This is a genomic window from Pseudomonas sp. F9001, assembly GCF_013385435.1.
Taxonomy (GTDB): domain Bacteria; phylum Pseudomonadota; class Gammaproteobacteria; order Pseudomonadales; family Pseudomonadaceae; genus Aquipseudomonas.
Map to the genome: position 1 here is coordinate 85383 of NZ_JACAPX010000001.1, position 20990 is coordinate 106372.

General features: G+C 60.4%; 20 protein-coding genes. 10 read left to right on the forward strand and 10 right to left on the reverse strand.

Annotated elements, in window-relative coordinates:
• Positions 1 to 99: 99 nt before the first annotated feature.
• The 4 genes from HX818_RS00455 to HX818_RS00470 all read right to left on the reverse strand — a co-directional run bounded on the left by HX818_RS00455 (position 100) and on the right by HX818_RS00470 (position 4868).
• On the reverse strand, positions 100 to 1053 hold the full coding sequence (locus tag HX818_RS00455; protein WP_003208616.1) for a hypothetical protein: 954 nt from the start codon (positions 1051 to 1053) through the stop codon (positions 100 to 102).
• 20 nt (positions 1054 to 1073) lie between these two features.
• Positions 1074 to 2789 carry a proline--tRNA ligase gene (locus tag HX818_RS00460; protein ID WP_177019280.1) on the reverse strand — a complete coding sequence of 572 codons (1716 nt, stop codon included), beginning with the start codon at positions 2787 to 2789 and terminating at the stop codon, positions 1074 to 1076.
• Positions 2790 to 2968: 179 nt separating this feature from the next.
• On the reverse strand, positions 2969 to 4510 hold the full coding sequence (locus HX818_RS00465; protein WP_008433581.1) for an AmpG family muropeptide MFS transporter: 1542 nt from the start codon (positions 4508 to 4510) through the stop codon (positions 2969 to 2971).
• A 43-nt stretch (positions 4511 to 4553) separates the two neighbouring features.
• Entirely contained in the window at positions 4554 to 4868 is a 315-nt protein-coding gene (locus HX818_RS00470) for an MGMT family protein (RefSeq protein WP_218166212.1), read from the reverse strand.
• 202 nt (positions 4869 to 5070) lie between these two features.
• On the opposite strand from HX818_RS00470, the gene HX818_RS00475 reads away from it, so the two are divergent.
• A complete protein-coding gene (locus HX818_RS00475; protein WP_134327254.1) occupies positions 5071 to 6078 on the forward strand; it encodes a DUF481 domain-containing protein in 1008 nt (335 codons plus the stop codon).
• A 15-nt stretch (positions 6079 to 6093) separates the two neighbouring features.
• Here the strand turns inward: HX818_RS00475 and HX818_RS00480 are convergent, their stop codons facing one another.
• A complete protein-coding gene (locus tag HX818_RS00480; RefSeq protein WP_177019281.1) occupies positions 6094 to 6852 on the reverse strand; it encodes an SDR family oxidoreductase in 759 nt (252 codons plus the stop codon).
• Positions 6853 to 6927: 75 nt separating this feature from the next.
• On the opposite strand from HX818_RS00480, the gene HX818_RS00485 reads away from it, so the two are divergent.
• The 4 genes from HX818_RS00485 (at position 6928) to groL (ending at position 10442) form a co-directional block, all read left to right on the forward strand.
• Complete coding sequence (locus HX818_RS00485; protein ID WP_003208603.1) at positions 6928 to 7659, forward strand: HugZ family protein; 732 nt, start codon at positions 6928 to 6930, stop codon at positions 7657 to 7659.
• A 66-nt stretch (positions 7660 to 7725) separates the two neighbouring features.
• Entirely contained in the window at positions 7726 to 8202 is a 477-nt protein-coding gene (locus tag HX818_RS00490) for an FxsA family protein (protein ID WP_003208601.1), read from the forward strand.
• Positions 8203 to 8451: 249 nt separating this feature from the next.
• Positions 8452 to 8748: a co-chaperone GroES gene (gene groES, locus HX818_RS00495; RefSeq protein WP_003208599.1), complete on the forward strand. Its 297-nt coding sequence runs from the start codon at positions 8452 to 8454 to the stop codon at positions 8746 to 8748.
• Between the two features lie 50 nt (positions 8749 to 8798).
• The gene (gene groL, locus HX818_RS00500; protein WP_003208597.1) at positions 8799 to 10442 is read left to right on the forward strand and encodes a chaperonin GroEL; all 1644 of its coding nucleotides are present in this window, start codon (positions 8799 to 8801) and stop codon (positions 10440 to 10442) included.
• 131 nt (positions 10443 to 10573) lie between these two features.
• Here the strand turns inward: groL and HX818_RS00505 are convergent, their stop codons facing one another.
• From HX818_RS00505 to HX818_RS00525, 5 genes are all read right to left on the reverse strand, one after another.
• Positions 10574 to 12001, reverse strand: a complete 1428-nt coding sequence (locus HX818_RS00505) for a glycosyl hydrolase family 8 (protein ID WP_177019282.1) — start codon at positions 11999 to 12001, stop codon at positions 10574 to 10576.
• An 85-nt stretch (positions 12002 to 12086) separates the two neighbouring features.
• Positions 12087 to 13382, reverse strand: a complete 1296-nt coding sequence (locus HX818_RS00510; protein ID WP_177019283.1) for a HAMP domain-containing sensor histidine kinase — start codon at positions 13380 to 13382, stop codon at positions 12087 to 12089.
• On the reverse strand, positions 13372 to 14070 hold the full coding sequence (locus HX818_RS00515) for a response regulator transcription factor (RefSeq protein WP_102369812.1): 699 nt from the start codon (positions 14068 to 14070) through the stop codon (positions 13372 to 13374). Before HX818_RS00515 ends, HX818_RS00510 begins: the two co-directional genes overlap by 11 nt.
• A gap of 73 nt (positions 14071 to 14143) precedes the next feature.
• Entirely contained in the window at positions 14144 to 14887 is a 744-nt protein-coding gene (locus HX818_RS00520) for a phosphatase PAP2 family protein (RefSeq protein ID WP_177019284.1), read from the reverse strand.
• Positions 14888 to 14941: 54 nt separating this feature from the next.
• Complete coding sequence (locus HX818_RS00525) at positions 14942 to 16891, reverse strand: LTA synthase family protein (RefSeq protein ID WP_177019285.1); 1950 nt, start codon at positions 16889 to 16891, stop codon at positions 14942 to 14944.
• A 201-nt stretch (positions 16892 to 17092) separates the two neighbouring features.
• Here HX818_RS00525 and colR point away from each other — a divergent pair, with 201 nt between their 5' ends.
• The 5 genes from colR (at position 17093) to HX818_RS00550 (ending at position 20866) form a co-directional block, all read left to right on the forward strand.
• Positions 17093 to 17776 carry a two-component system response regulator ColR gene (colR, locus tag HX818_RS00530; protein ID WP_003208587.1) on the forward strand — a complete coding sequence of 228 codons (684 nt, stop codon included), beginning with the start codon at positions 17093 to 17095 and terminating at the stop codon, positions 17774 to 17776.
• Positions 17766 to 19046, forward strand: coding sequence for a HAMP domain-containing sensor histidine kinase (locus tag HX818_RS00535; RefSeq protein WP_102369809.1), 1281 nt, complete (start codon positions 17766 to 17768; stop codon positions 19044 to 19046). Before colR ends, HX818_RS00535 begins: the two co-directional genes overlap by 11 nt.
• A 188-nt stretch (positions 19047 to 19234) precedes the next feature.
• On the forward strand, positions 19235 to 19915 hold the full coding sequence (locus HX818_RS00540) for a class I SAM-dependent methyltransferase (RefSeq protein ID WP_008433602.1): 681 nt from the start codon (positions 19235 to 19237) through the stop codon (positions 19913 to 19915).
• Positions 19916 to 19919: 4 nt separating this feature from the next.
• Positions 19920 to 20636 (forward strand): lipopolysaccharide kinase InaA family protein, encoded by a 717-nt coding sequence (locus HX818_RS00545; protein WP_023659223.1) that lies wholly within the window; start codon positions 19920 to 19922, stop codon positions 20634 to 20636.
• Positions 20636 to 20866, forward strand: a complete 231-nt coding sequence (locus HX818_RS00550) for a hypothetical protein (RefSeq protein WP_008433604.1) — start codon at positions 20636 to 20638, stop codon at positions 20864 to 20866. Before HX818_RS00545 ends, HX818_RS00550 begins: the two co-directional genes overlap by 1 nt.
• Positions 20867 to 20990 lie beyond the last annotated feature (124 nt).

The following is a 20990-nucleotide window of genomic DNA, read 5'->3' on the forward strand; positions in this document are numbered from 1 at the left end:
GTGGGAGCGGGCTTGCTCGCGAATGCGGTGTGTCAGTTGACGCATGTGCTGGCTGACACGCCGCATTCGCGAGCAAGCCCGCTCCCACATTTAAAGGCTTCAGCGTGCCCCGGGGTCCGCCACCAGGCGTCCGGCATCCTTGGTCAAGGCCTGCAGGAATTCCTGCTGCAACTCCGGATCATTGCGGGTCAGTTCGATCAGGCTCTGTTCCAGCTCGCTGGCTTCTTCTTCCAGGCCCAGCTCCGACAGGCGCTTGACCCGGTGCACCCACTCGTTGACCTCGTCGTCTTCCAGGTCGTCATAGATCAAACCGTGAGCTTCGAGCAATTTGCCCCGCAGGGTGCCGCTGATGGCCAGGGATGAGTCCGAGTGCACGTCATCCTGGGCATCTTCAACACTGATCTTCAGGGTGCTGATGCGGTTCAGGTCCTGCTCGGCAAACGGGCTGTCCAACAGGTTCAGGCGCAGCACGCCATCGCGGTCGGTGGTCAGCTCATGGGTTTGCTTGCCGGCAGTCACCTGTACCGGGCGCTCGCTCCAGGGCAGGCTCGAATACTCCACGCGCTTGTCGCGCTGGACTTCATCGATACCCGCCAGGTTCTGTTGCGCACGGCCGTTGGATTGCACGTTCATGAACGGGTTGAGCCCGTCCACGCCATAGCTGAGCCAATCCCGGGTCATGCTGGCAGGCAGGTTGCCCAGGGCAAACACATTCGCCACGTTGGCGCCGACGCCCGCCACCAGCGCGACCGCGCCCAGGGGCATCTCATAGAGTTTGCGCCAGGGCTGGTAGGGCGTGTAGCGGTCGTAGCGACGGGTAACTTCGAACTCGGTGACCTCAAAGGTCTTTTGCTCGTGAATGCGCACCCGGCGTTGCGGCAGCTCCAGCACCTTCGGCTCGCCCACGTCGATCTGCAGGCTGTGATCGAGCAATTTGCGCTCGATGCGTTCCTCGTGCTCGCTGCGTTGCGACATTTGGTTGGCGCAGCCGCTGACCAGCAGGGCGCCACATAACGTGGCGCCCCCCAGGGCTATGGTGTTTCGCTTGAACATGACGACTCTTGATCTGGTTTTCAGCGACGAATACGCGCCTGAAGGAAAGACAGCACGTCAGCCACCGGCAACGGTTGGGCCTCGGCTTCGGTCCGGCTCTTGTATTCCAGATTGCCATCGGCCAGGCCGCGGTCACTGACCACGATCCGGTGCGGGATGCCAATCAGTTCCATGTCGGCAAACTTGATGCCCGGGCTGGTTTTCTTGTCCCGATCATCCAGCAGCACTTCAAAACCGGCAGCCGTGAGTTCGGCATACAGTTTGTCGGTGGCTTCGCGTACTTGCTCGGTTTCGTAGCGCAGCGGTACCAGGGCAACCTGGAATGGCGCCAGGGCGTCGCTCCAGATGATGCCTTTCTCGTCGTTGTTCTGCTCGATGGCAGCCGCAACCACGCGGGATACGCCAATGCCGTAGCAGCCCATTTCCAGGGTGATCGGCTTGCCGTTCTCGCCCAGCACTTCGCACTTCATCGCCTTGCTGTACTTGTTGCCCAGCTGGAAGATGTGCCCGACTTCGATGCCGCGCTTGATTTCCAGGGTGCCCTTGCCGTCCGGGCTTGGGTCGCCGGCCACCACGTTGCGCAGGTCGGCCACGGTCGGAACCGGCAGGTCACGTTCCCAGTTCACGCCAAAGTAGTGCTTGTCATCGATGTTGGCACCGATGCCGAAGTCGCTCATCAGCTCGACCGAACGGTCGATGATGATCGGCAATGGCAGGTTCAGCGGGCCCAGGGAGCCGGCACCGGCACCAATGGCGTCGCGCAGTTCGGCGTCGGTGGCCATGACCAGCGGGCTGGCAACGCCTGGCTGCTGGGCGGCCTTGATTTCGTTGAGCTCGTGGTCGCCGCGGATTACCAGGGCGATCAGCTTGCCTTCTTCCTCGGCGCGCACGATCAGGGTCTTGATGGTCTTTTCAATCGGCAGATTGAATTTTCCCACCAGGGCCGCGATGGTCTTGGTCTCGGGCGTGTCCACCAGGCGCAGCTCTTCGCTTGGCGCAGGGCGGGAAGTTTCCCGTGGCACGGCTTCGGCTTTCTCGATGTTTGCCGCGTAGTCGGAACCGTTGCTGAACACGATGTCGTCTTCACCGGACTCGGCCAGCACGTGGAACTCGTGGGAGCCGGCACCGCCGATGGAGCCGTTGTCCGCTTCAACTGGGCGGAATTTCAGGCCCAGGCGCGTGAACACGTTGCAGTAGGCGGTGTGCATGCGGTCGTAAGTGACCTGAAGGGACGCCTGGTCAGCGTGGAACGAATAGGCGTCCTTCATGATGAATTCGCGGCCGCGCATCAAACCGAAGCGTGGGCGGATTTCGTCACGGAACTTGGTCTGGATCTGATACAGGTTGAGGGGCAGTTGCTTGTAGCTGCTCAACTCGTTGCGCATCAGGTCGGTGATCACTTCTTCGTGGGTCGGGCCGGCGCAGAAGTCCCGGCCATGACGATCCTTGAAGCGCAGCAATTCAGGGCCGTACTCTTCCCAGCGCCCGGATTCCTGCCACAGCTCAGCCGGTTGGGTGCTCGGCATCAACACTTCCAGAGAGCCGGCAGCGTTCATTTCTTCACGAACGATGGCTTCGACCTTGCGCATCACCTTCAAGCCCATGGGCAGCCAGGTGTACAGGCCCGAGGCCAGTTTGCGGATCATGCCGGCGCGCAGCATCAGCTGATGGCTGATCACGACCGCGTCGGAAGGCGTTTCTTTCTGTGTGGCGAGCAAATATTGACTGGTGCGCATGGTAGGCCGTTGTCGGTTGCTTGGACTTGAAATGACTTGGGATTGTACGGGCGCTTGCTGCCGACGTACAGGCATCTGGTTGCTGGAGCAGGGCTTCTGTGGGAGCTGGCATGCCTGCGATGCAGGCAACACGGTGTGTCAGTTACACCGCGGTGATGCAATCGCAGGCAAGCCAGCTCCTACAGTGATTCGTTTTCCTCGGGAGGATTCAAGCGAATCCGCCGGCTTTCCTGAAACCAGTGCAAGGCGATCAGGACCAGCGTCGGCACACCCAGCAGGCAGGTGATCATGAAGAAGTTGTGGTAACCGAACTTCTCGACCATCACCCCCGAATACCCGCCGATCAAGCGCGGCAGCAGCAACATGATCGAACTGAGCAGGGCGTATTGGGTGGCGGAGAACTTCAGGTTGGTCAGGCTCGACAGGTACGCGACAAACGCCGAGGTCGCCATGCCTGAACTGAAGTTATCCAGGGAAATGGTGAAAATCAGCATCTGCAGGTCCGGGCCCATGTCGGCGAGCATCACGAACAGCAGGTTGGTGCCGGCCGATGCAATGCCGCCGATGAACAGGATCGGCAGAATCCCGAAGCGCACGATCAACAGGCCACCCATGCCGGCGCCCAGCAAGGTCATGATCAGGCCGAAGACTTTGCTGACACCGGCGATCTGGTCCTTGGTAAAGCCCTGGTCGATATAGAACACGTTGGCCATTACGCCCATTACCGTGTCCGACATGCGGTAGGTGGCAATCAGCCCCAACAGCAGGAAGGCCTGCCAGCGGTAGCGCAGGATAAAGTCGTTGACCGGCGTGAGCACCGGCGCCAGGCCCCGGCGGCCCATGGTCGACAGGCACAGCGTGGTCAGGATGATGTAGAGGATGGCCCGCAGGAACGCGCGATCTTCCAGCAGCAGGTCCAGCAGGCTGACCCCATGGAACAGCACGCTGGCGAAATCAGTGTTGTACAACTGGGTGAACATCGCCGGCACCGAGACCAGCAGCACGATCAACACGAACACCGAGACCAGCTGGTGAGCAAAGCTGTAGCGCCCGGCCTGCAATTGGGTACGCAGCGGCACATTGGGTTCGCGCATGAACAGCGTGGTCAGCAGCGCAGGCACCATCAGTGCACCAAACAGCACGTACGTACCGGCCCATGCCGAGTGCTTGTAGTTGAACCCGGTGGAACCGAAGCCTTCGGCAAAAAACAGCGCACCTGCGGTGGCAAGCAGCGCGGCCACGCGATAACCGGACATATAGCTGGCGGCAAGCGCGGCCTGCTGGCTGTCGCTGGCGATTTCCAGGCGGTAGGCGTCTACGGCGATGTCTTGCGTGGCGGAAGCGAAGGCCACGATCACGGCGATGGCGATCAGCCAGGACAGATGCTTTTGCGGATCACAGAAACCCATGCCGATCAATCCGAGGATCACCAGCGTCTGGGACAGTACCAGCCAGGAGCGACGACGTCCGAGCTTGCCGAGCAGTGGCAGGCGCCATTGGTCGAGCAGGGGCGACCAGACCCACTTGAAGGCATAGGCCAGGCCGATCAGGCTCGCATAACCGATGGTTTCGCGGGCCACGCCGGCCTCGCGCAACCATACCGAGAGCGTCGAGAACACCAACATGTAAGGCAAGCCGGCAGCAAAGCCGAGCAGCAACAGCACTAACGTCGAGGGGCTGGCATAGGCGGCGAGCGCGGCGCGCCAGGTTTTACGGGGCATGGGCTGGAGTCTGCCTCAGAATTACGCAAATAAAGCGCGCACTCTAACCGCTGTGCTCTACCGGGCGCCAGCCATGACGCTGAATATCAACACGATTGTTCAGGATGCTGACGCCTTCGCCGCGCAAACGCGCACGTTGCTCGTCACCCGAGGCACTGCCCACCGGCAGACTTATCCGACCACCGGCACCCAGCACGCGATGCCAGGGCAGTTTGGTGTCCTCGGGCAGTTGGCTCAGGGTGCGACCCACCCAACGTGCGGCGCGACCCAAACCGGCGAGGTGTGCCAGCTCCCCGTAGCTGATCACGCAGCCTTCGGGCACTTGGGCGAGGGTCAGGTACAGCACGGTGCGGCGCATTTCAGCGGGGCTTTGCGGAGCGTCGGTCAGTTCGTTCACGGTGGCATATCCGATGAAAATATCCGTCTATTTGTAAGAAATTTCTGCAAAATGGGGGGCTGAGAGCGGAACTCGATACGAATACCCGAGTCAGTCCTTGCTAAGAAGTTATCCACCCCGATAATGCCCGTTTTTTCGTCAAACTCGAGCCCCATATCCGCTTATGTTGTCCAGAACCCTGCTGTGCCTCGCTGTTTTCAGCGCCTCCACCCCGTTGCTCGCCGACACCGTCTGGTTGAAGAACGGTGACCGCCTGACCGGCAAGATCAAGGTTTTCGACGGCGGCAAGCTGCTGATCCAGACCGACTATGCCGGCGCGATACCGGTGGACTGGAAGCAGGTCAAGACCCTGGAGAGCGATCAGGAATTGCTGGTCAAGCAGGATGCCTACAGCGGTGAGAAGGCCAAGTCCCTGCAGCCGGCCGACGATGGCAAGGTCATCCTGGCCAACGGCGAGGCGCCCAAGACTGTCGAGCTGGCGAGCATCCAGCAGATCATCAAGCCCAAGCCGGTGATCGAGGATCTGGTGTGGAAGGGCAATGTCGATATGGCGCTGGACTACAAGCGCGCGGAAAACGACACCAACGACTACGACATCGACTTCAAGACCACTGCCCGCCATGGCCAGTGGCGCCATACCGCCGAGGGCGAATACAACCGCGAATTTCAGGACGACGTGACCACCACCGACAACTGGGCGCTGGAGTACGACCTGGACCGGTTTATTACCGAACACTGGTTCTGGCAGGGCCGCTTGACCTACAAGCGCGACAAGGTCGAGGACCTGTCCCGCCAGCGCACCGTGGGTACCGGCCCGGGCTACCAATTCTGGGATGACGAACTGGGCGCGTTCTCCCTCGGTTCGCTGGTCAACCGCACTGACTATGAATACCAGGACGGCGGCAAGGACAACTTCTATTCGCTGGCCATGAAGTGGAACTACAACCGCTACCTGGTGGGCAAGACCGTTGAATTCTTCACCAATGGCGAAGTGGGCAAGCCGCTGGCCGGGCCGTCCGAGTACTCCCTGGATGCGGAAATGGGCTTGCGCTACAAAGTCACCGAGTGGGCCTCCCTCAACCTCAAGGCCGAGCGCGACATTATTAGTGGCGACTCGGAAAGCGCGTTGAGCAAGACCCGCTACACCGCAGGGTTCGGCGTCGCCTGGTAACGAGCCGCCTGGTAATTAAAGGCGTAACCCGCCGTCCATTTCCAGAATCCGCCCGGTGTAGTAGTCGTTCTCGAAGATATACGCCGCTGAATGGGCAATCTCCTCTGGCCGCCCCATGCGCTTGAGGGGAATGCCGGCGGTCATCTTCTCCAAGGCCTCGGGCTTCATGCCCAGGGTCATCTCGGTCTCGATAAACCCCGGTGCGATGCCCGCCACGCGGATGCCGTAGCGCGCCAGCTCCTTGGCCCAGGTCACAGTGGCGGCCGCTACACCGGCCTTGGCGGCGGAGTAGTTGGTCTGCCCGACATTGCCGGCCCGCGAGATCGACGAGATATTGATAATGGTGCCCTGGTTCTTCAGCTCCACCATTTTCGCCGCCACCTCACGGGTGCACAGGAACACCCCGGTAAGGTTGACATCGATCACCGCCTGCCACTGGGCCAGGCTCATCTTGGTCATCTCGCCGTCCTTGACCTTGAGCAGCAAGCCATCACGCAAGATCCCGGCGTTGTTGATCAAGCCGTTGATCGCACCAAAGTCTTCGGCGATCTGTGCCACGGTGTGGGTCACCTGCTCTTCATTCGCCACGTTGCACAGATAGGCGCGTGCCTTCACCCCATGGGCCTGGCAGGCGGCCACCGCCCGGTCGAGTTTTTCCTGATTGAGGTCCACCAGCGCCAGGTTGGCACCTTTGGCGGCAAAATACTCGGCCATGGACCGGCCCAAACCCTGGCAACCGCCGGTGATAATGATTACTTTGTCGTTGAGATGCATTCGCAAGTCCTGTGGGCAGAATTAAGCGGCTATCCAGGTTTGTTTTTTGACGAAATTTATCGAAGGAGTCATAAGTTGAGCGCGCACGTTGCCAAGAATGCCCGAGAACTACTGCTCAAGGAATACCGTGGGGCACTCGCCACCTTGTCCAAGGCCATGCCCGGTTTCCCGTTTGGCTCGGTGGTGCCGTATTGCCTGGACGCCGAGGGCCGGCCGCTGATCCTGATCAGCCGTATCGCCCAGCACACCCATAACCTGCAGAAAGACCCCAAGTGCTCGTTGCTGGTCGGTGAGCGTGAGGCTGACGACGTGCAAGCGGTAGGGCGCCTGACCTACCTCGCCGAGGCCGAAAAGCTCGAAGACGGCGCTGCGATTGAAGCCGCCGCCGAGCGTTATTACCGCTATTTCCCGGACTCGGCGAACTACCACAAGGCCCATGATTTTGACTTCTGGGTGCTCAAGCCGGTGCGCCATCGTTATATCGGCGGGTTCGGCGCGATCCACTGGGTCGACCAACTGACCCTGGCCAATCCGTTTGCCGGCAAGGCCGAGCTGAGCATGGTCGAGCACATGAACAGCGACCACACCAAGGCGATTGCCCACTATGTCGAACTGGCCGGCCTGCCGACCTCCGAGCCTGCGCAACTGGCCGGTATCGACAGCGAAGGCATGCACTTGCGCATTGGCCAGGCCCTCTACTGGCTGCCCTTTGCCGAGCCTTGCAACACGCCGACACAAGTACGCGAAGCCTTGGTTTTCCTGGCTCACGCCGAGGTCTGGCCGAAAAAAGCAGCCGCTGAAGCTTGAATTCACGAAACGGCGACGTCATCTAAGGTGGAGTAGCAAGGCATTCTTGCGTTGAGGAACCATTTGATGCGCCCTTTTTTGTTGCTCTTTTTGTTGTTTCCGGTGCTTGAGCTGTTCGTATTCGTACAAGTCAGCGGGGCAATCGGGTTTTTCCCGGCGCTGCTGCTGATCATTCTCGGCTCGATGCTCGGCGTACTGGTGCTGCGCGTCGCCGGCCTGGCCACGGCGCTGCGTGCCCGTGAAAGCCTGAATCGCGGCGAGCTGCCGGCCCAGACCATGCTCGAAGGCCTGATGATGGCGTTGGCCGGTGGCCTGCTGATCCTGCCGGGCTTTATCAGCGATGTGGTTGGCCTGGTGATGTTGCTGCCATTCACTCGCAAAGTGCTGGCGGGCAAGATGCGCCAGCGTGCCGAAGAGGCTGCCATTCGCCAGCGCGCCTTTGCCGATGACCTGCAACCCCGTGGTGGCCCGGCCCCGCGCCAGCCCCTGGGGCGCGAAGGTGACGTGATCGAAGGTGAGTTCGAACACCGCGACCCCAAGTAATCTCCTCACTGGCACGGCACCCGCGGGTGCCGTGCGGCTTTTGAAGACGCCCCCCGACACAAAAATTTTCATCTCGGTACCCTTGTAATAAGCTTATGCGCCCTTATGTAACGGTCACCGCAAGGTTTCTGGTGGCGACACCAGACAGACTTCCGCGTTTCGCGCCGCGAACCGCGACCGGCACCGCCGGAATTTAACTAGCCGGAATTGACACCGGCCGATGAAAAACACAATTAGGAGAGATCGACAATGAGCAAGCTTCGTCCTCTGCATGACCGCGTCGTCATCCGTCGCAGTGAAGAAGAAAAGAAAACCGCTGGCGGTATCGTGCTGCCAGGTTCGGCTGCTGAGAAAGCCAACCACGGTGTGATTCTCGCTGCTGGCCCAGGCAAGACCCTGGAAAACGGTGAAGTACGTGCGCTGGCTGTGAAAGTGGGTGACAAGGTTGTTTTCGGCCCTTACTCCGGCAGCAACACTGTGAAAATCGACGGCGAAGACCTGCTGGTAATGGCTGAGAACGAGATTCTCGCTGTTCTGGAAGGCTGACTTCCCCGCTCATCTTCCCGTTACTACAAAGTATTTAAGGAATATCGATCATGGCTGCTAAAGAAGTTAAATTCGGCGATTCCGCCCGTAAGAAAATGCTCGCCGGTGTGAACGTCCTGGCTGACGCAGTAAAAGCGACCCTGGGCCCTAAAGGCCGTAACGTGATCATCGAGAAGAGCTTCGGCGCTCCGACCATCACCAAGGACGGCGTTTCCGTCGCCAAAGAAATCGAGCTGAAAGATCGCTTCGAAAACATGGGCGCGCAGCTGGTCAAAGACGTTGCCTCCCGTGCCAACGATGACGCAGGCGACGGCACCACCACCGCGACCGTCCTGGCTCAGTCGATCGTCAACGAAGGCCTGAAAGCCGTCGCTGCCGGCATGAACCCGATGGACCTGAAACGCGGCATCGACAAGGCGACCATCGCCATTGTCAAAGAGCTGAAGTCCCTGTCCAAGCCATGCGCTGACACCAAGGCAATCGCTCAGGTCGGCACCATCTCGGCCAACTCCGACAGCTCCATCGGCGACATCATTGCCGAAGCCATGGAAAAAGTCGGTAAAGAAGGCGTGATCACCGTTGAAGAAGGCTCGGGCCTGGAAAACGAACTGTCGGTTGTTGAAGGCATGCAGTTCGACCGTGGCTACCTGTCCCCGTACTTCGTCAACAAGCCAGACACCATGACCGCCGAGCTCGACGGCCCACTGATCCTGCTGGTTGACAAGAAGATCTCGAACATCCGTGAACTGCTGCCAGTTCTGGAAGCTGTTGCCAAGGCCGGCCGCCCACTGCTGATCGTTTCCGAAGACGTTGAAGGCGAAGCCCTGGCGACTCTGGTTGTGAACAACATGCGCGGTATCGTGAAAGTGGTTGCTGTCAAGGCACCTGGTTTCGGCGATCGTCGCAAGGCCATGCTGCAGGACATCGCTGTTTTGACTGGCGGTACCGTTATCTCCGAAGAGATCGGCCTGAGCCTGGAAAGCGCTACCCTGGAACACCTGGGTAATGCCAAGCGCGTCACCGTGACCAAGGAAAACACCACCGTGATCGACGGTGCTGGTGTTGAAGCTGACATCCAGGCACGTGTTACCCAGATCCGCGCTCAAGTGGCTGATACCACTTCCGACTACGACCGTGAAAAACTGCAAGAGCGTCTGGCCAAGCTGTCCGGCGGCGTTGCAGTGATCAAGGTTGGCGCGGGTTCCGAAGTTGAAATGAAAGAGAAGAAAGCCCGCGTTGAAGACGCCCTGCACGCTACTCGTGCAGCCGTTGAAGAAGGCGTGGTACCTGGCGGTGGCGTGGCACTGGTTCGCGCTCTGCAGGCTATCTCCGAGCTCAAAGGCGACAACGCTGACCAGGACGTCGGTATCGCTCTGCTGCGTCGTGCTGTTGAAGCACCTCTGCGCCAGATCGTTGCCAACTCCGGCGACGAGCCAAGCGTAGTGGTCGACAAGGTCAAGCAGGGTTCGGGTAACTTCGGTTACAACGCTGCTACCGGCGAATACGGCGACATGATCGAAATGGGCATCCTGGACCCGGCTAAAGTGACTCGTTCGGCTCTGCAAGCGGCTTCGTCGATTGCCAGCTTGATGATCACCACTGAAGCAATGATCGCCGAGATCAAAGAAGATGCTCCAGCTGGCGGCGGTATGCCAGACATGGGCGGTATGGGCGGCATGGGCGGCATGATGTAAGCCAGTCTTACCCCGATACTGAAAAACCCCGCCTGCAGCGATGCAGGCGGGGTTTTTTTATGCTGATCGTTCCCACGCTCTGCGTGGGAATGCCGCCAGGGACGCTCCGCGTCTCTCTTTACGCGCACGCCTCAGCTGACGCCGCGACGCCCCAGCAGTTTCTTGAACATGAAGCCGCGAGCCAGCATCAGGTGCGAGGCGGGCGGCAAAGATGCCACGGGTCCCGGTGCCGCAGAGCCGGATGACGGATGGACAGGCACGTGTGCGGTTTTTTTGAGGGGCGCCGGTTGGGGCCGCTCCCAATGGCCGGACATGACCACCATGCCCAGCAGTTTGAGGGTATTGCCGTAATAGTCATGGTCACGGATGGACCGGCGTTGCAGGTTGTCCCAAAGGTTATTGAGCCACAGCTGATTGTCGGGGCTGATCATTGCGCTGACCCCGAGCGCCGCCACAAAGGCTGGCTCATTCTGCGCTTCCTCGATTGAACTGCCGTCGATCCGGTAACCACTGTTGAAGTTGCCCGGCTCATCGTGGGTGGTGGCGCGTGCCCAGCGGTTGAAGGTGGTCAGGGTGTACAGCGCACGCGGGTCACCGTACATCAGGTAATCCAGGCCGATGCGCCAAGGGTAGCGGGCCGCGTTCCACGAATAGCTGCCGTCGTATGGGCCTTCCACCAGTTCGGGCCGCGCCGGGGTGATCGAGGTGTCCAGGTGGCTGATGAAGTCCGGCACCAGCCCGCTGTTGGCGCTGTACCGTTGGGTAAAGTCACTGATGATCGAATAGGTCTTGTCGCGCACCGCCTGCCAGCGCTTGTCCCCGGTCATGGCGAAAAAGCTGTAGAGGTGCGACTGCATGAAGTCCGAGCTGCGGGTGGTGTACTCAAGCTCTGCGTCACCGTCGCTACCGGCCCAGTCGCCGAGCATCAGGTGCTGAGTCCTGGGGTGCACCTCGTGTTTCATGATCGCCGCCATCACCGTGTTGGCCTCGCTGCGATAGTCAATGGAGCCCTCGCTGCCCCATTTCTGATCCGCCAGCAGCAGGGCGTAGGCGATGTCCAGGTCGCCATCGGTGGCACTGACGTCGCCACGGAAAGGATCGGTGGAGTCACTGCATCCCTCGGTCTGGTTCCAGGCCATCAGGCCGGGATCGGACGCTGCCGGGTGATCCTGGAAGTAGCGCACCATGCCGTCGAAAATTCGTTGGGCCTGGTCATCGTAGTCGGCCATCATCACAGCAAGCAGCATGCCGTAGCCATGGGCCTCGGACACGGTGATGGTGTTGGGCGCGGCGCCACCACCCACGGGTTTGTGGTCGGCGTTGACCTTGATGAAATACCGGCCGCTGCCGCATTCCCCCGACAGGTAAACCGCCTTCCAGTCCTTGTAGAACGTGACCAGTTGTTGATCCATGATCGCCTGGGGCTGGCGATTGGGCAGGATGGTGCCGGGGTAGTAGGGCGCGTGGACATTCTGGGCCGCAACGCCGCCTGACCATGAACCGGCGGCCATGCACAGTGATAACAGCAGCGTGGGCAGATGCCGTCTAGGGTGACGCATGAGCTGACTCTCCAACCTGATCCAAAGGGCAAGGTCGCGAGGTTAGCGGCAGCGCGGATGTTCCACTGTCACAGGCTGTAACAGCCTAGGCCGGGCGCAGTGCCAGGGTCAGGGTCAGGCGTGCGCCGCCCAACGGGCTGCGGGTGATCGACAGCTCACCCCCGTGCCAATGGGTGGCGCGCTTGGCCAGTGCCAGGCCGAGGCCAAAACCGCTGGGCTCGTCGCCGCCCATGGCCAGGCGCACGAAGGGTTCGAAGATCTTTTCGCGGTTTTCCGGCAGCACGCCCGGGCCGTCATCATCCACATGCAGCACCAGGTGCTCGCCCTGGCACGCAGCGCTGACGTTCACCCGTTCGCGGGCGTAGTTAATGGCGTTGCTTAACAGGTTGCGCACGATCAGATGCAGCAGGGCGCGGTCGCCGATCAGTTCCAGGTCGGCCGGGTCGGTGTCCAGGGTCAGCAAGCGATGGTGCCCGTCCAGCAGGGCAAACTCCTGCTGCAGCCAGGCATGGAGATTGATCGGCTCATGCTGCAGGTCGCTGGGTGCGTCGGCCAGCCGGGCAAAGGCGAGGCTGGCGCGAACCAGCGACTCCAGCTCTTCGATGTCGGTTTGCAGGCGCTCTTGCAGGCGGGTGCGGGTGTCGGGGTCGGCGCTTTTACTCAGCAGTGCCAGGGCAAAACGCATCCGCGCCAGGGGTGTGCGCAGTTCGTGGGACACCGCCTGGGAAACCTCCCGGTGGCGTTCGCCCATCGAGCTGATATCCAGCGCATGCCGTTGCAAGGTCAGCAGCAGCGGCGCCCACTCCTGGCTCATCGCGGGCAGCAGCGTGTTGGGCGAGCGGGCGAGGGTAGCAATGCAGGCATTAAGGGCATCGAGGTCATGGGTGTATTTGCGCCGGGCACGCAGGGCAATCCAGAGAAACAGCAGTACCGGCAGGCCGGCGACACAGGCGGTCACCCAGTACACCGGATATTGCAGCAAGTCCTTCACTTCGGCGGTTCCCCACAAGGGGCCGAATTGAATCACCGTGTCATCGTCCAGCGGGAAGTAGGTGACGTCCTCATCACTGTTCTGCGCCGGCTGATGGTGGTCGAGCATCACAATAGCTTCAGGCGGCAGCTCGATATCATCCTTTTTCACCAGGCTCACCGGGTACTGAAAGCGTGCTTGCAGTGACTCGATGCGCGCCTCCCGTTGTTCGGCGGGCAAGGCCTTGAGTTGCTCGGCAACCAGATAACCCGGCCCGGCCATCAGCCGCAGAAAACTGTAGTCCCCGATAAACACCGAGGCGTTCGAGCACAACCACAACAGGTAAAAAGTGAGGGCGGCCCAGCTGGTGCCGGCCGCGATGGCCATCCACGGGCGGACTTTAGACAGCATGCTGGCTCCCGGTCGGGATTTCGACGAACAGGTATCCCTGCGCCGTGATGGTCTGGATGGTCACGGGGCACTCAAGGCTCATCAGCTTTTTGCGCAAGCGCGACACCCGCATATCAATCGATCGGTTCAGCCCGTCGTACTCCAGGCCGCGCAGGCGCTGGAGCAGCTTTTCCCGCGTGAGCAATACGCCGCAATGGCGGGCAAAGATGGCGAGTAACTCGAATTCGGCCACCGAAAACTGCAAGGGCGCCTCGCCAAGCCAGGCGAAGTGGTTGTTCAGGTCCAGCCGAAAAGCGCCCCACTGGTAGTAACTGCGGGGGGCCTGGGGATGGCGGCGCAGCAGCGAGCGGATCCTTGCCAGTAACAGTTGCGGGTCGATTGGCTTGACCACGTAGTCGTCGGCCCCGGCGGCAAACCCCACCAATTGTTCGGCGTTCTCGTCCAGGGCCGTCATCATCAGGATCAGCCCAGGGTAGTGGTCGCGAATCTGTCGGCACAGGGTAAAACCGTCGATGCCCGGCAGCATCACATCGAGGATCAACAGTGCCGGTTGTTCATCCTGGATACGCTGGGCGGCGTGGTCGCCACGGTGTTCCACTGCGACGGTAAAGCCTTCGGCGCGCAGGAACTCGGCCGTCAGTGCCGCCAGGGGCAGGTCGTCTTCGATCAGCAACAGGGTATCGGACATGGCTCAGCAGGATCGTTGCCAAAAAGTGCGCAGAGTGTTGCGCCCTTGCCCCCGGCTAGGCAAGGGCTGTTCATCACGGCGTCACGGGCTGCTTGCGGAAGGCGGGCTGCGGTGTTTTCACCGGCCGGTACAGCAGGAAGTAATAGGCGCCCAAACAAATCAGCCAGCTGAAAATTGCCGTCCACACGTTGTGGGAAAGAAAGTGCGCCCCTTGCATCGTGCGGCTCACCGAAAGCACCGTGCCCAGGCCCAGCGCAAACAGGAACGCCGAGCGCGCCATCCGCGGTCGGCGATCCCTCAGGGCAAAAAACAACGCAAACAGCGCAAACCCGGTCGCCGCATGCCCGCCCGGCCAGCAACGGCCAGGCTTGTCGGTCGGCGGCCTGGGGCTCAGCAGCTCGCTGTACGTCTCCTGGCCGCCAAACTCCTTGACGCTCCACGGGCATTGCACCCCGGTCACCGTCTTCAACGGTGAAACGAACGAGGTGGCCAGTGCCAGCGACAGCACCAGGCAGCCCAGTTCCCGGCGATAGGGTTTGAGCCGCTCAAAGACAAAGGCCCCGGCAAACCCGGCGATTGCCAGCACCGAAAACACGATCACCAACTGCTTGGCGCGGTCGTGAAGAATGTCCTCCAGAAAAAAACTGTGCCGGCCCACGAAGCCGCCTTCGGACGCGTCGTAAAACAGCCTGGCGATGTCCATGTCCAGCGACGTCAGCTCCAGCAGCAACATGGCCACCGCCAGAACGGCAGGCACACCGAGGCACAGCCAGAAGTTGAGGGGTTGGGATAACGGACGAACAGCGATTGCGTGCATGGCGAACTCAGACTCTAAAAAAAGCCCCGGTCAGACCTGGCCGGGGCATTCTGGTTAGCGTGTACTCACTTGGGGAGCCTCGTCCTTGGGCACCCTCCAGCTCAGCAACTGTTGCTTGTAGTCATAACTGGCGCCCTGGTAGTAGGTGATGGCCCGTTGGATCAACGGGTCATCGCTGCCAACGCGGATTTCGTGGCTGTCGCCCAGGGCCTGGTCATGCCGACGCAAGCCTTGGCGCGGGCTGAGAATCGCCAGGTCCTTGCCGTCGAACAACCCCAGGTACTGGTAATTACCGACCACTACCCGTGGCGGCAGCGGGTTGTCCTGCAGCAGGTTGCGGCCAAAGAACGTCGACTCGTAGCTCAGGTTCAGCAAGCCCAGCAGGGTCGGGGCGAGGTCGATCTGGCTGGCCAGCTTCGCGTTCTCGCCGGCGTCTACCAGTTTGGGTGCGTAGATGAAGAGCGGGATCTGGTAATTGACCATCGGCAGGTCTTCCTTGCCGGCGCTGCCCGCCGTGTGGTCGGCGACGAAAATAAAGATCGTGTTGTCGAACCAGGGTTTCTGGCGCGCCGCCTCCAGGAACTGGCCGATGGCATGGTCGGTGTACTTCACCGCGCCGTCGCGACCGTCACCGGATTTGATATCAATGCGGCCAGCCGGATAGGTATACGGACGGTGGTTGGAGGTGGTCATCAGTTGCAGCAGGAATGGTTGCTGCTTGGCGTAGTCGGCGTCCGCCAGTTTCAGCGTCTGTTTATAGAGGTCTTCGTCGGCCATGCCCCAGGCGTTTTTAAAGCTGATTTCGGATTCGGGCACGCTGCTCTGGTCGACCACGCGGTAACCGTTGCCGCTGAAAAACGCGTTCATGTTGTCGAAGTAGCCCCGGCCGCCGTAGACAAACACGCTGTCGTAGCCGATGGCGTTGAGCTGCTGGCCGAGGCTGCCGAAACCGCTTTCCCGGCCGATGCGCTTGACGATGGAACGCCCGGGCGTTGGCGGGATGGCCAGGGTGATGGCTTCCAGGCCACGGTCGGTGCGGGTGCCGGTGGCGTAGAAGTTATTGAAGTACAGGCTCTGTTTGCGCAGCGCATCGAGGTTGGGCGTGAGGTTATTCGGGTCGCCGTTGCTGCCCATGTACTTGGCACTGAAGCTTTCGATGGTCACCAGCACGATGTTGGGTTTGCGCAGCGTGCCCGGGTTGGTAATGGCGCGACGGATATCCAGCGGATCCGTGCCGATAAACCGTGCGTTGGGCTCGCTGAGTTCGGCGCGCAACTGCTTGGCGACTACATCCGCCGGCAGGCTCTTGTAGAACTGGGTGTAGTCCAGTTCGTTGTTACGGAAAGCGGCGAAGAACTGATAGGGGCCGTTGCTGGCCAATTCGTTGTTGTAGGCGTTACCGCCCTGGCTGCGCGGGCTGTCCTGGTTGATCAGTTGCAGGCTCAGGCCGGCCACCACCAACAAACCAAGGGCGTTGAGCAGGCGTTTGCGCATCGCAGGCAACGGCGAGTTCATCGCCGCGTTGAACGGTTTACGCAAGGCCAGGCTCAAGATAATCGCCATCACCGCCAGCAGGCTCAGCAGCTTGCCGATCGGATACGACTCCAGCAGGTTGTTCAACACCTCTTTGGAGTACACCAGATAGTCCACGGCAATAAAGTTGAAGCGCACGCCGAACTCGTCCCAGAACAACCATTCGGCCACGCTGGTGAAGAGCATGGCGAACAGGCTGACGGTCAGTACCGCCTGCAGGAACCAGCGATGGCCACGAAGGCGCCACAACCCCGGTGGGCACAGCAGCAAATACAGGCCCAGGGGCAGGGCGGCATAGGCGAGGAAGCCGAGGTCATACAGCAGCCCTACGCCGAATACCGGCAGCAGGTTGCCGCTCACCTCATCCAGATGGGTTACCAGCAGCACGCTGCGGGTCAGTAGAAAAACCACCAGCCAGGCACCGGTCACCAACAGCAAATAGCGCATTGGCGCCGTTTTTGGAAAACCCATGTCAACGTTCCTTATTTTCGATGGGCGCGATCTTCGCGCTGACACTGTAGTCAGCTTGTGAACCTATAGTGAAAAACTCGTTAAGTTCCCCAATCGGTTGAAAACAGTAATCGGCGCGGCCTTCAGGCCTAGCCGTGAGCCATACTTGGCCTTAAGCTGCGCGAGCCAACACGGCCGTTACCGCGTACGGAGACACTGCCCATGCGAATTTTATTGGTTGAAGACAACCGCGATATTCTGGCCAACCTGGCCGATTACCTGGGGCTGAAGGGCTACACCGTAGACTGTGCGCAGGACGGTTTGTCGGGCCTGCACCTGGCTGCCACCGAACATTACGACCTGATCGTGCTCGACATCATGCTGCCCGGCATTGATGGCTACACCCTGTGCAAACGCCTGCGTGAAGACGCGCGCCGCGACACGCCGGTGATCATGCTCACTGCGCGCGACCAACTGGATGACCGGCTGCAGGGCTTCAAGTCCGGCGCCGATGACTACCTGCTCAAGCCGTTTGCGCTGTCGGAGCTGGCCGCGCGTATCGAAGCGGTGCTGCGTCGTGCCCAGGGTGGCGGGCGCCGTGCCTTGCAAGTGGGTGACCTGAACTACGACCTCGACACCCTGGAAGTCACCCGCGAAGGGCGCCTGCTCAAGCTCAACCCGGTCGGCCTGAAGTTGTTGGCGGTGCTGATGCAGAAAAGCCCGCATGTATTGCGCCGTGAGATTCTTGAAGAAGCCCTGTGGGGCGATGACTGCCCGGACAGCGACAGCCTGCGCAGCCATGTCCATCAGCTGCGTCAGGTGATTGATAAACCCTTCGCCAAGCCGTTGCTGCAAACGGTGCACGGTGTGGGTTATCGCCTGGCCGAGGGTCGTGATGGAGTTTAAGCAAAGCCTTGCCCAGCGGATCATCATCGCCTTCGCCTTGATGAGCGCGCTGGTGGCGGGGGCCTTCGCCATGGGCATCGTCGCAACGGTGCACCTGGTGGAAGAAAAACTCATTTCGGCAGGCCTGGGCGGTGACTTGCAACGCCTGTTGCTGATGGACAGCGTCGAGGACTGGAGCCATCGCCCGGAGCCCGACCAGTTGTTCTACTTCAGCGGCGGCCCCGGCGATTTCGAACTGCCCAAGGACTTGCGTCATCTGGAGCCTGGTTTTCACGAGGTGTTTCGGGAGGCGCTGTCCTACCATGCCATGGTCGAGGTGGTCGACGGCCGCCGTTATGTCCTGCTGCAAGACCAGAGCGATTTCGAAGAGCGCGAGCGCGTGCTGTTTGCCGTGGTGCTGGTGGGGTTTGTACTCAGCCTGGCGCTGGCGGTATTCCTCGGCTGGGTGCTGGCGCGCAAGGTAATGGCGCCGGTGGTGCGTCTGGCCCGCCAGGTGCGGCACCGCGACCAGTTACTCGGCCTGGCACCACCGCTGGCGCCGGATTACGCCGCGGATGAAGTCGGCGAATTGGCCGTGGCCTTCGACGCCACCCTGGGCCGTTTGCGCCAGGCATTGTCCCGGGAGCAACTGTTTACCAGTGACGTGAGCCACGAATTGCGCACCCCGCTGATGGTGCTCGCCAGTTCCTGCGAGCTGTTGCTGGAGAACCCCGCGATTGACCAGCGCGGCCGCAAGCAGGTCGAGCGCATTGCGCGGGCCTGTGAAGAAATGCGCGAACTGGTGCAGACCTTCCTGATGCTGGCCCGTGCCCAGCGCGAGGAGGCCGGCATGTCGCCCCAGGCCAACCTGGCCCAGGTGGCCGAGGACTTGCTGGGGATCTGGCGTGAGCCGATCGAGCGCAAAGGCCTTGAGCTGATCTATCAACCGGGCAATCCACTGGATACCCGCTACAACGCGACCTTCCTGCACGCGGTCATGGGCAACCTGTTGCGTAATGCCCTGCACTACACCGAGCATGGCTTGATCCGCCTTACCCTGGAACCGAGCGGTTTTGTGGTGGAAGACACTGGCGTGGGCATTCCCGAGGACAAGCGCGAAGCGATGTTCGAACCGTTTGTGCGTGGCAGTGAAAAGCGCGGTGAAGGCCTTGGCCTTGGTTTGTCCTTGGTTCAGCGCATCTGCGAGAACCAGGGTTGGAGCGTCAGCCTCAGCACCATGGAGCCCAACGGCTGCCGCTTTCACGTCGAATTGAGTCAGGTCAAAGCCTGATGCCTGCCCTGCCGCTAAGCTGCGACAGACTTCCTGATTTTCGCCGAAGATGGCACCATGCCACGACTTGTGTCTGCAAAGTTTTGTAATGTATACGATTCGACAGGACAAGTTTTTCACAACGTGTTGACCTGTTGATCACAGGATTCTTTTTAAGGTTGTAGGCATCAGTAACTGGAGACCCGGTGATGCCTACCCCGATCAAGCTCGAATTTTCCGAAAAGTACGACGATCAGCACGCGCAGAATTATTTACTCAAACATCAGGACAATCTGGCTCGCCGGTTGTCCCACAAACGCGACGAGCAATTGGCCCGTGGTGCGCTGGCCATGGCCGGTGAGCCTGGCCTGGTGCTGGATTTGCCATGTGGTGCCGGGCGTTTCTGGCCGTTGCTGGCAGAAAAGCCCAACCGCGTGATCATCGGCGCCGACAACTCCGCGTCGATGTTGAAGATTGCCACCGTCGCCCAGCCGGCGGATGTGGTGAAACGGGTACGCCCCTTGCAGACGTCTGCCTTTGATATCGATTTGCCAGATAACGCGGTCGACAGTATTTTCTGCATGCGCTTGATGCACCACATTGGTGACCCCGAGCACAGGCTGGCAATACTGCGCGAATTTCAGCGTGTTACCCGTGACAGCGTGATTATCTCGCTGTGGGTGGACGGCAACTTCAAGGCTTGGAAACGCAAGCGTGCCGAAGTGCGGCGTCGCAACAAGGGTGAGCAGGAAGGTTACCAAAATCGGTTTGTGTTACCGGCTGCTACTGTTGAGGCAGAGTTTGAGCAGGCCGGTTTCCGTGTTCAGGAATCTCTGGACTTCATACCGCTCTACGCCATGTGGCGAGTGTATGTATTGCGCAAGAGGTAACAGGATGGCTGTCGAGTGTTTACCAGGTAGTGAAGTAGCTCCCGAAGAGCGATTTGATTATTTCTGGCGCCAGCAGGGCGAGTGGGTCGAAGAGCCCAATCGTCGTCGTGGCGGTGAAAGTGGTGTGCAACGGGTAACGGGCACCAATGGGCGTTTGCTCTACAGCAAGCGCCAGACCGGTCATATCTACCGTAGTTGGCTCCATCCGTTTGGGCGCCCCACTGTGTTGCGTGAGCGTGACGCCCTGAAGGGCCTGCGCTTGCTGGATGTACGCGTGCCGGAGTTGGTGTTCTGCGAGGCCCGTCGCGATCCTGAGCACCAATGGAAGGCGTTGTTGGTCACGGCGTCGCTGGACGGTTTCGACGAGATCGAAAACTGGTACGCCGCGGGTGGTCGTGAGCAGTATGGCGAGTTGGTGCATGAGCGTTTGCTCAAGGAACTCGCGGGTACGTTGGCGCGGATGCACAAGGGGCGTTGGCAGCATGGTTGCCTGTATATCAAGCATATCTTTGTGCGGGTGACGGGTGAGGGTGACGCGGCGAAGGTTGAGGTGGCGTTGCTGGATTTCGAGAAGTGCCGGCAGCGCTTGACCGCTTTGCGGGCGGCCCGGCATGACATGTTGCAGTTGCGCCGCCATTCGTCGTGGAATGCTACGGACTGGCAGAAACTCAGCTACTTTTACGAGACGGCGTTTGGCAGCGCTATCAAGGGTTTAACGTAATGAAGCTAGAAATTGCACGAGGTTTGTTTCTGTTGGGGGCTTTGGGCATAGCTGCCCTGGCCCTGGCTGCCTGGGAGCAGCCCCGGACACAAGTTCTCAGTGCGGTGCAGGGTGTCGGGCAGCAATGCCCGATGCCGCGGATCGCCAAGGTCGGTGTCGCGGCCAAGCCTGATCATGAGTTGTTGTTGTTCATGTTTGGGATGTCCCAAGGGATGAGGCCACAGAGTTGAAGAGATTGAAGCCCAAATAAAAGGCCTCGCTAGTTCGAGGCCTTTTATTTGGGCTTGGGTTTTGGGTTGGTTGGTTGGTTGATCGAGTACATATCCGTTGCTGCGGTAACGGCGGCTTATGGTT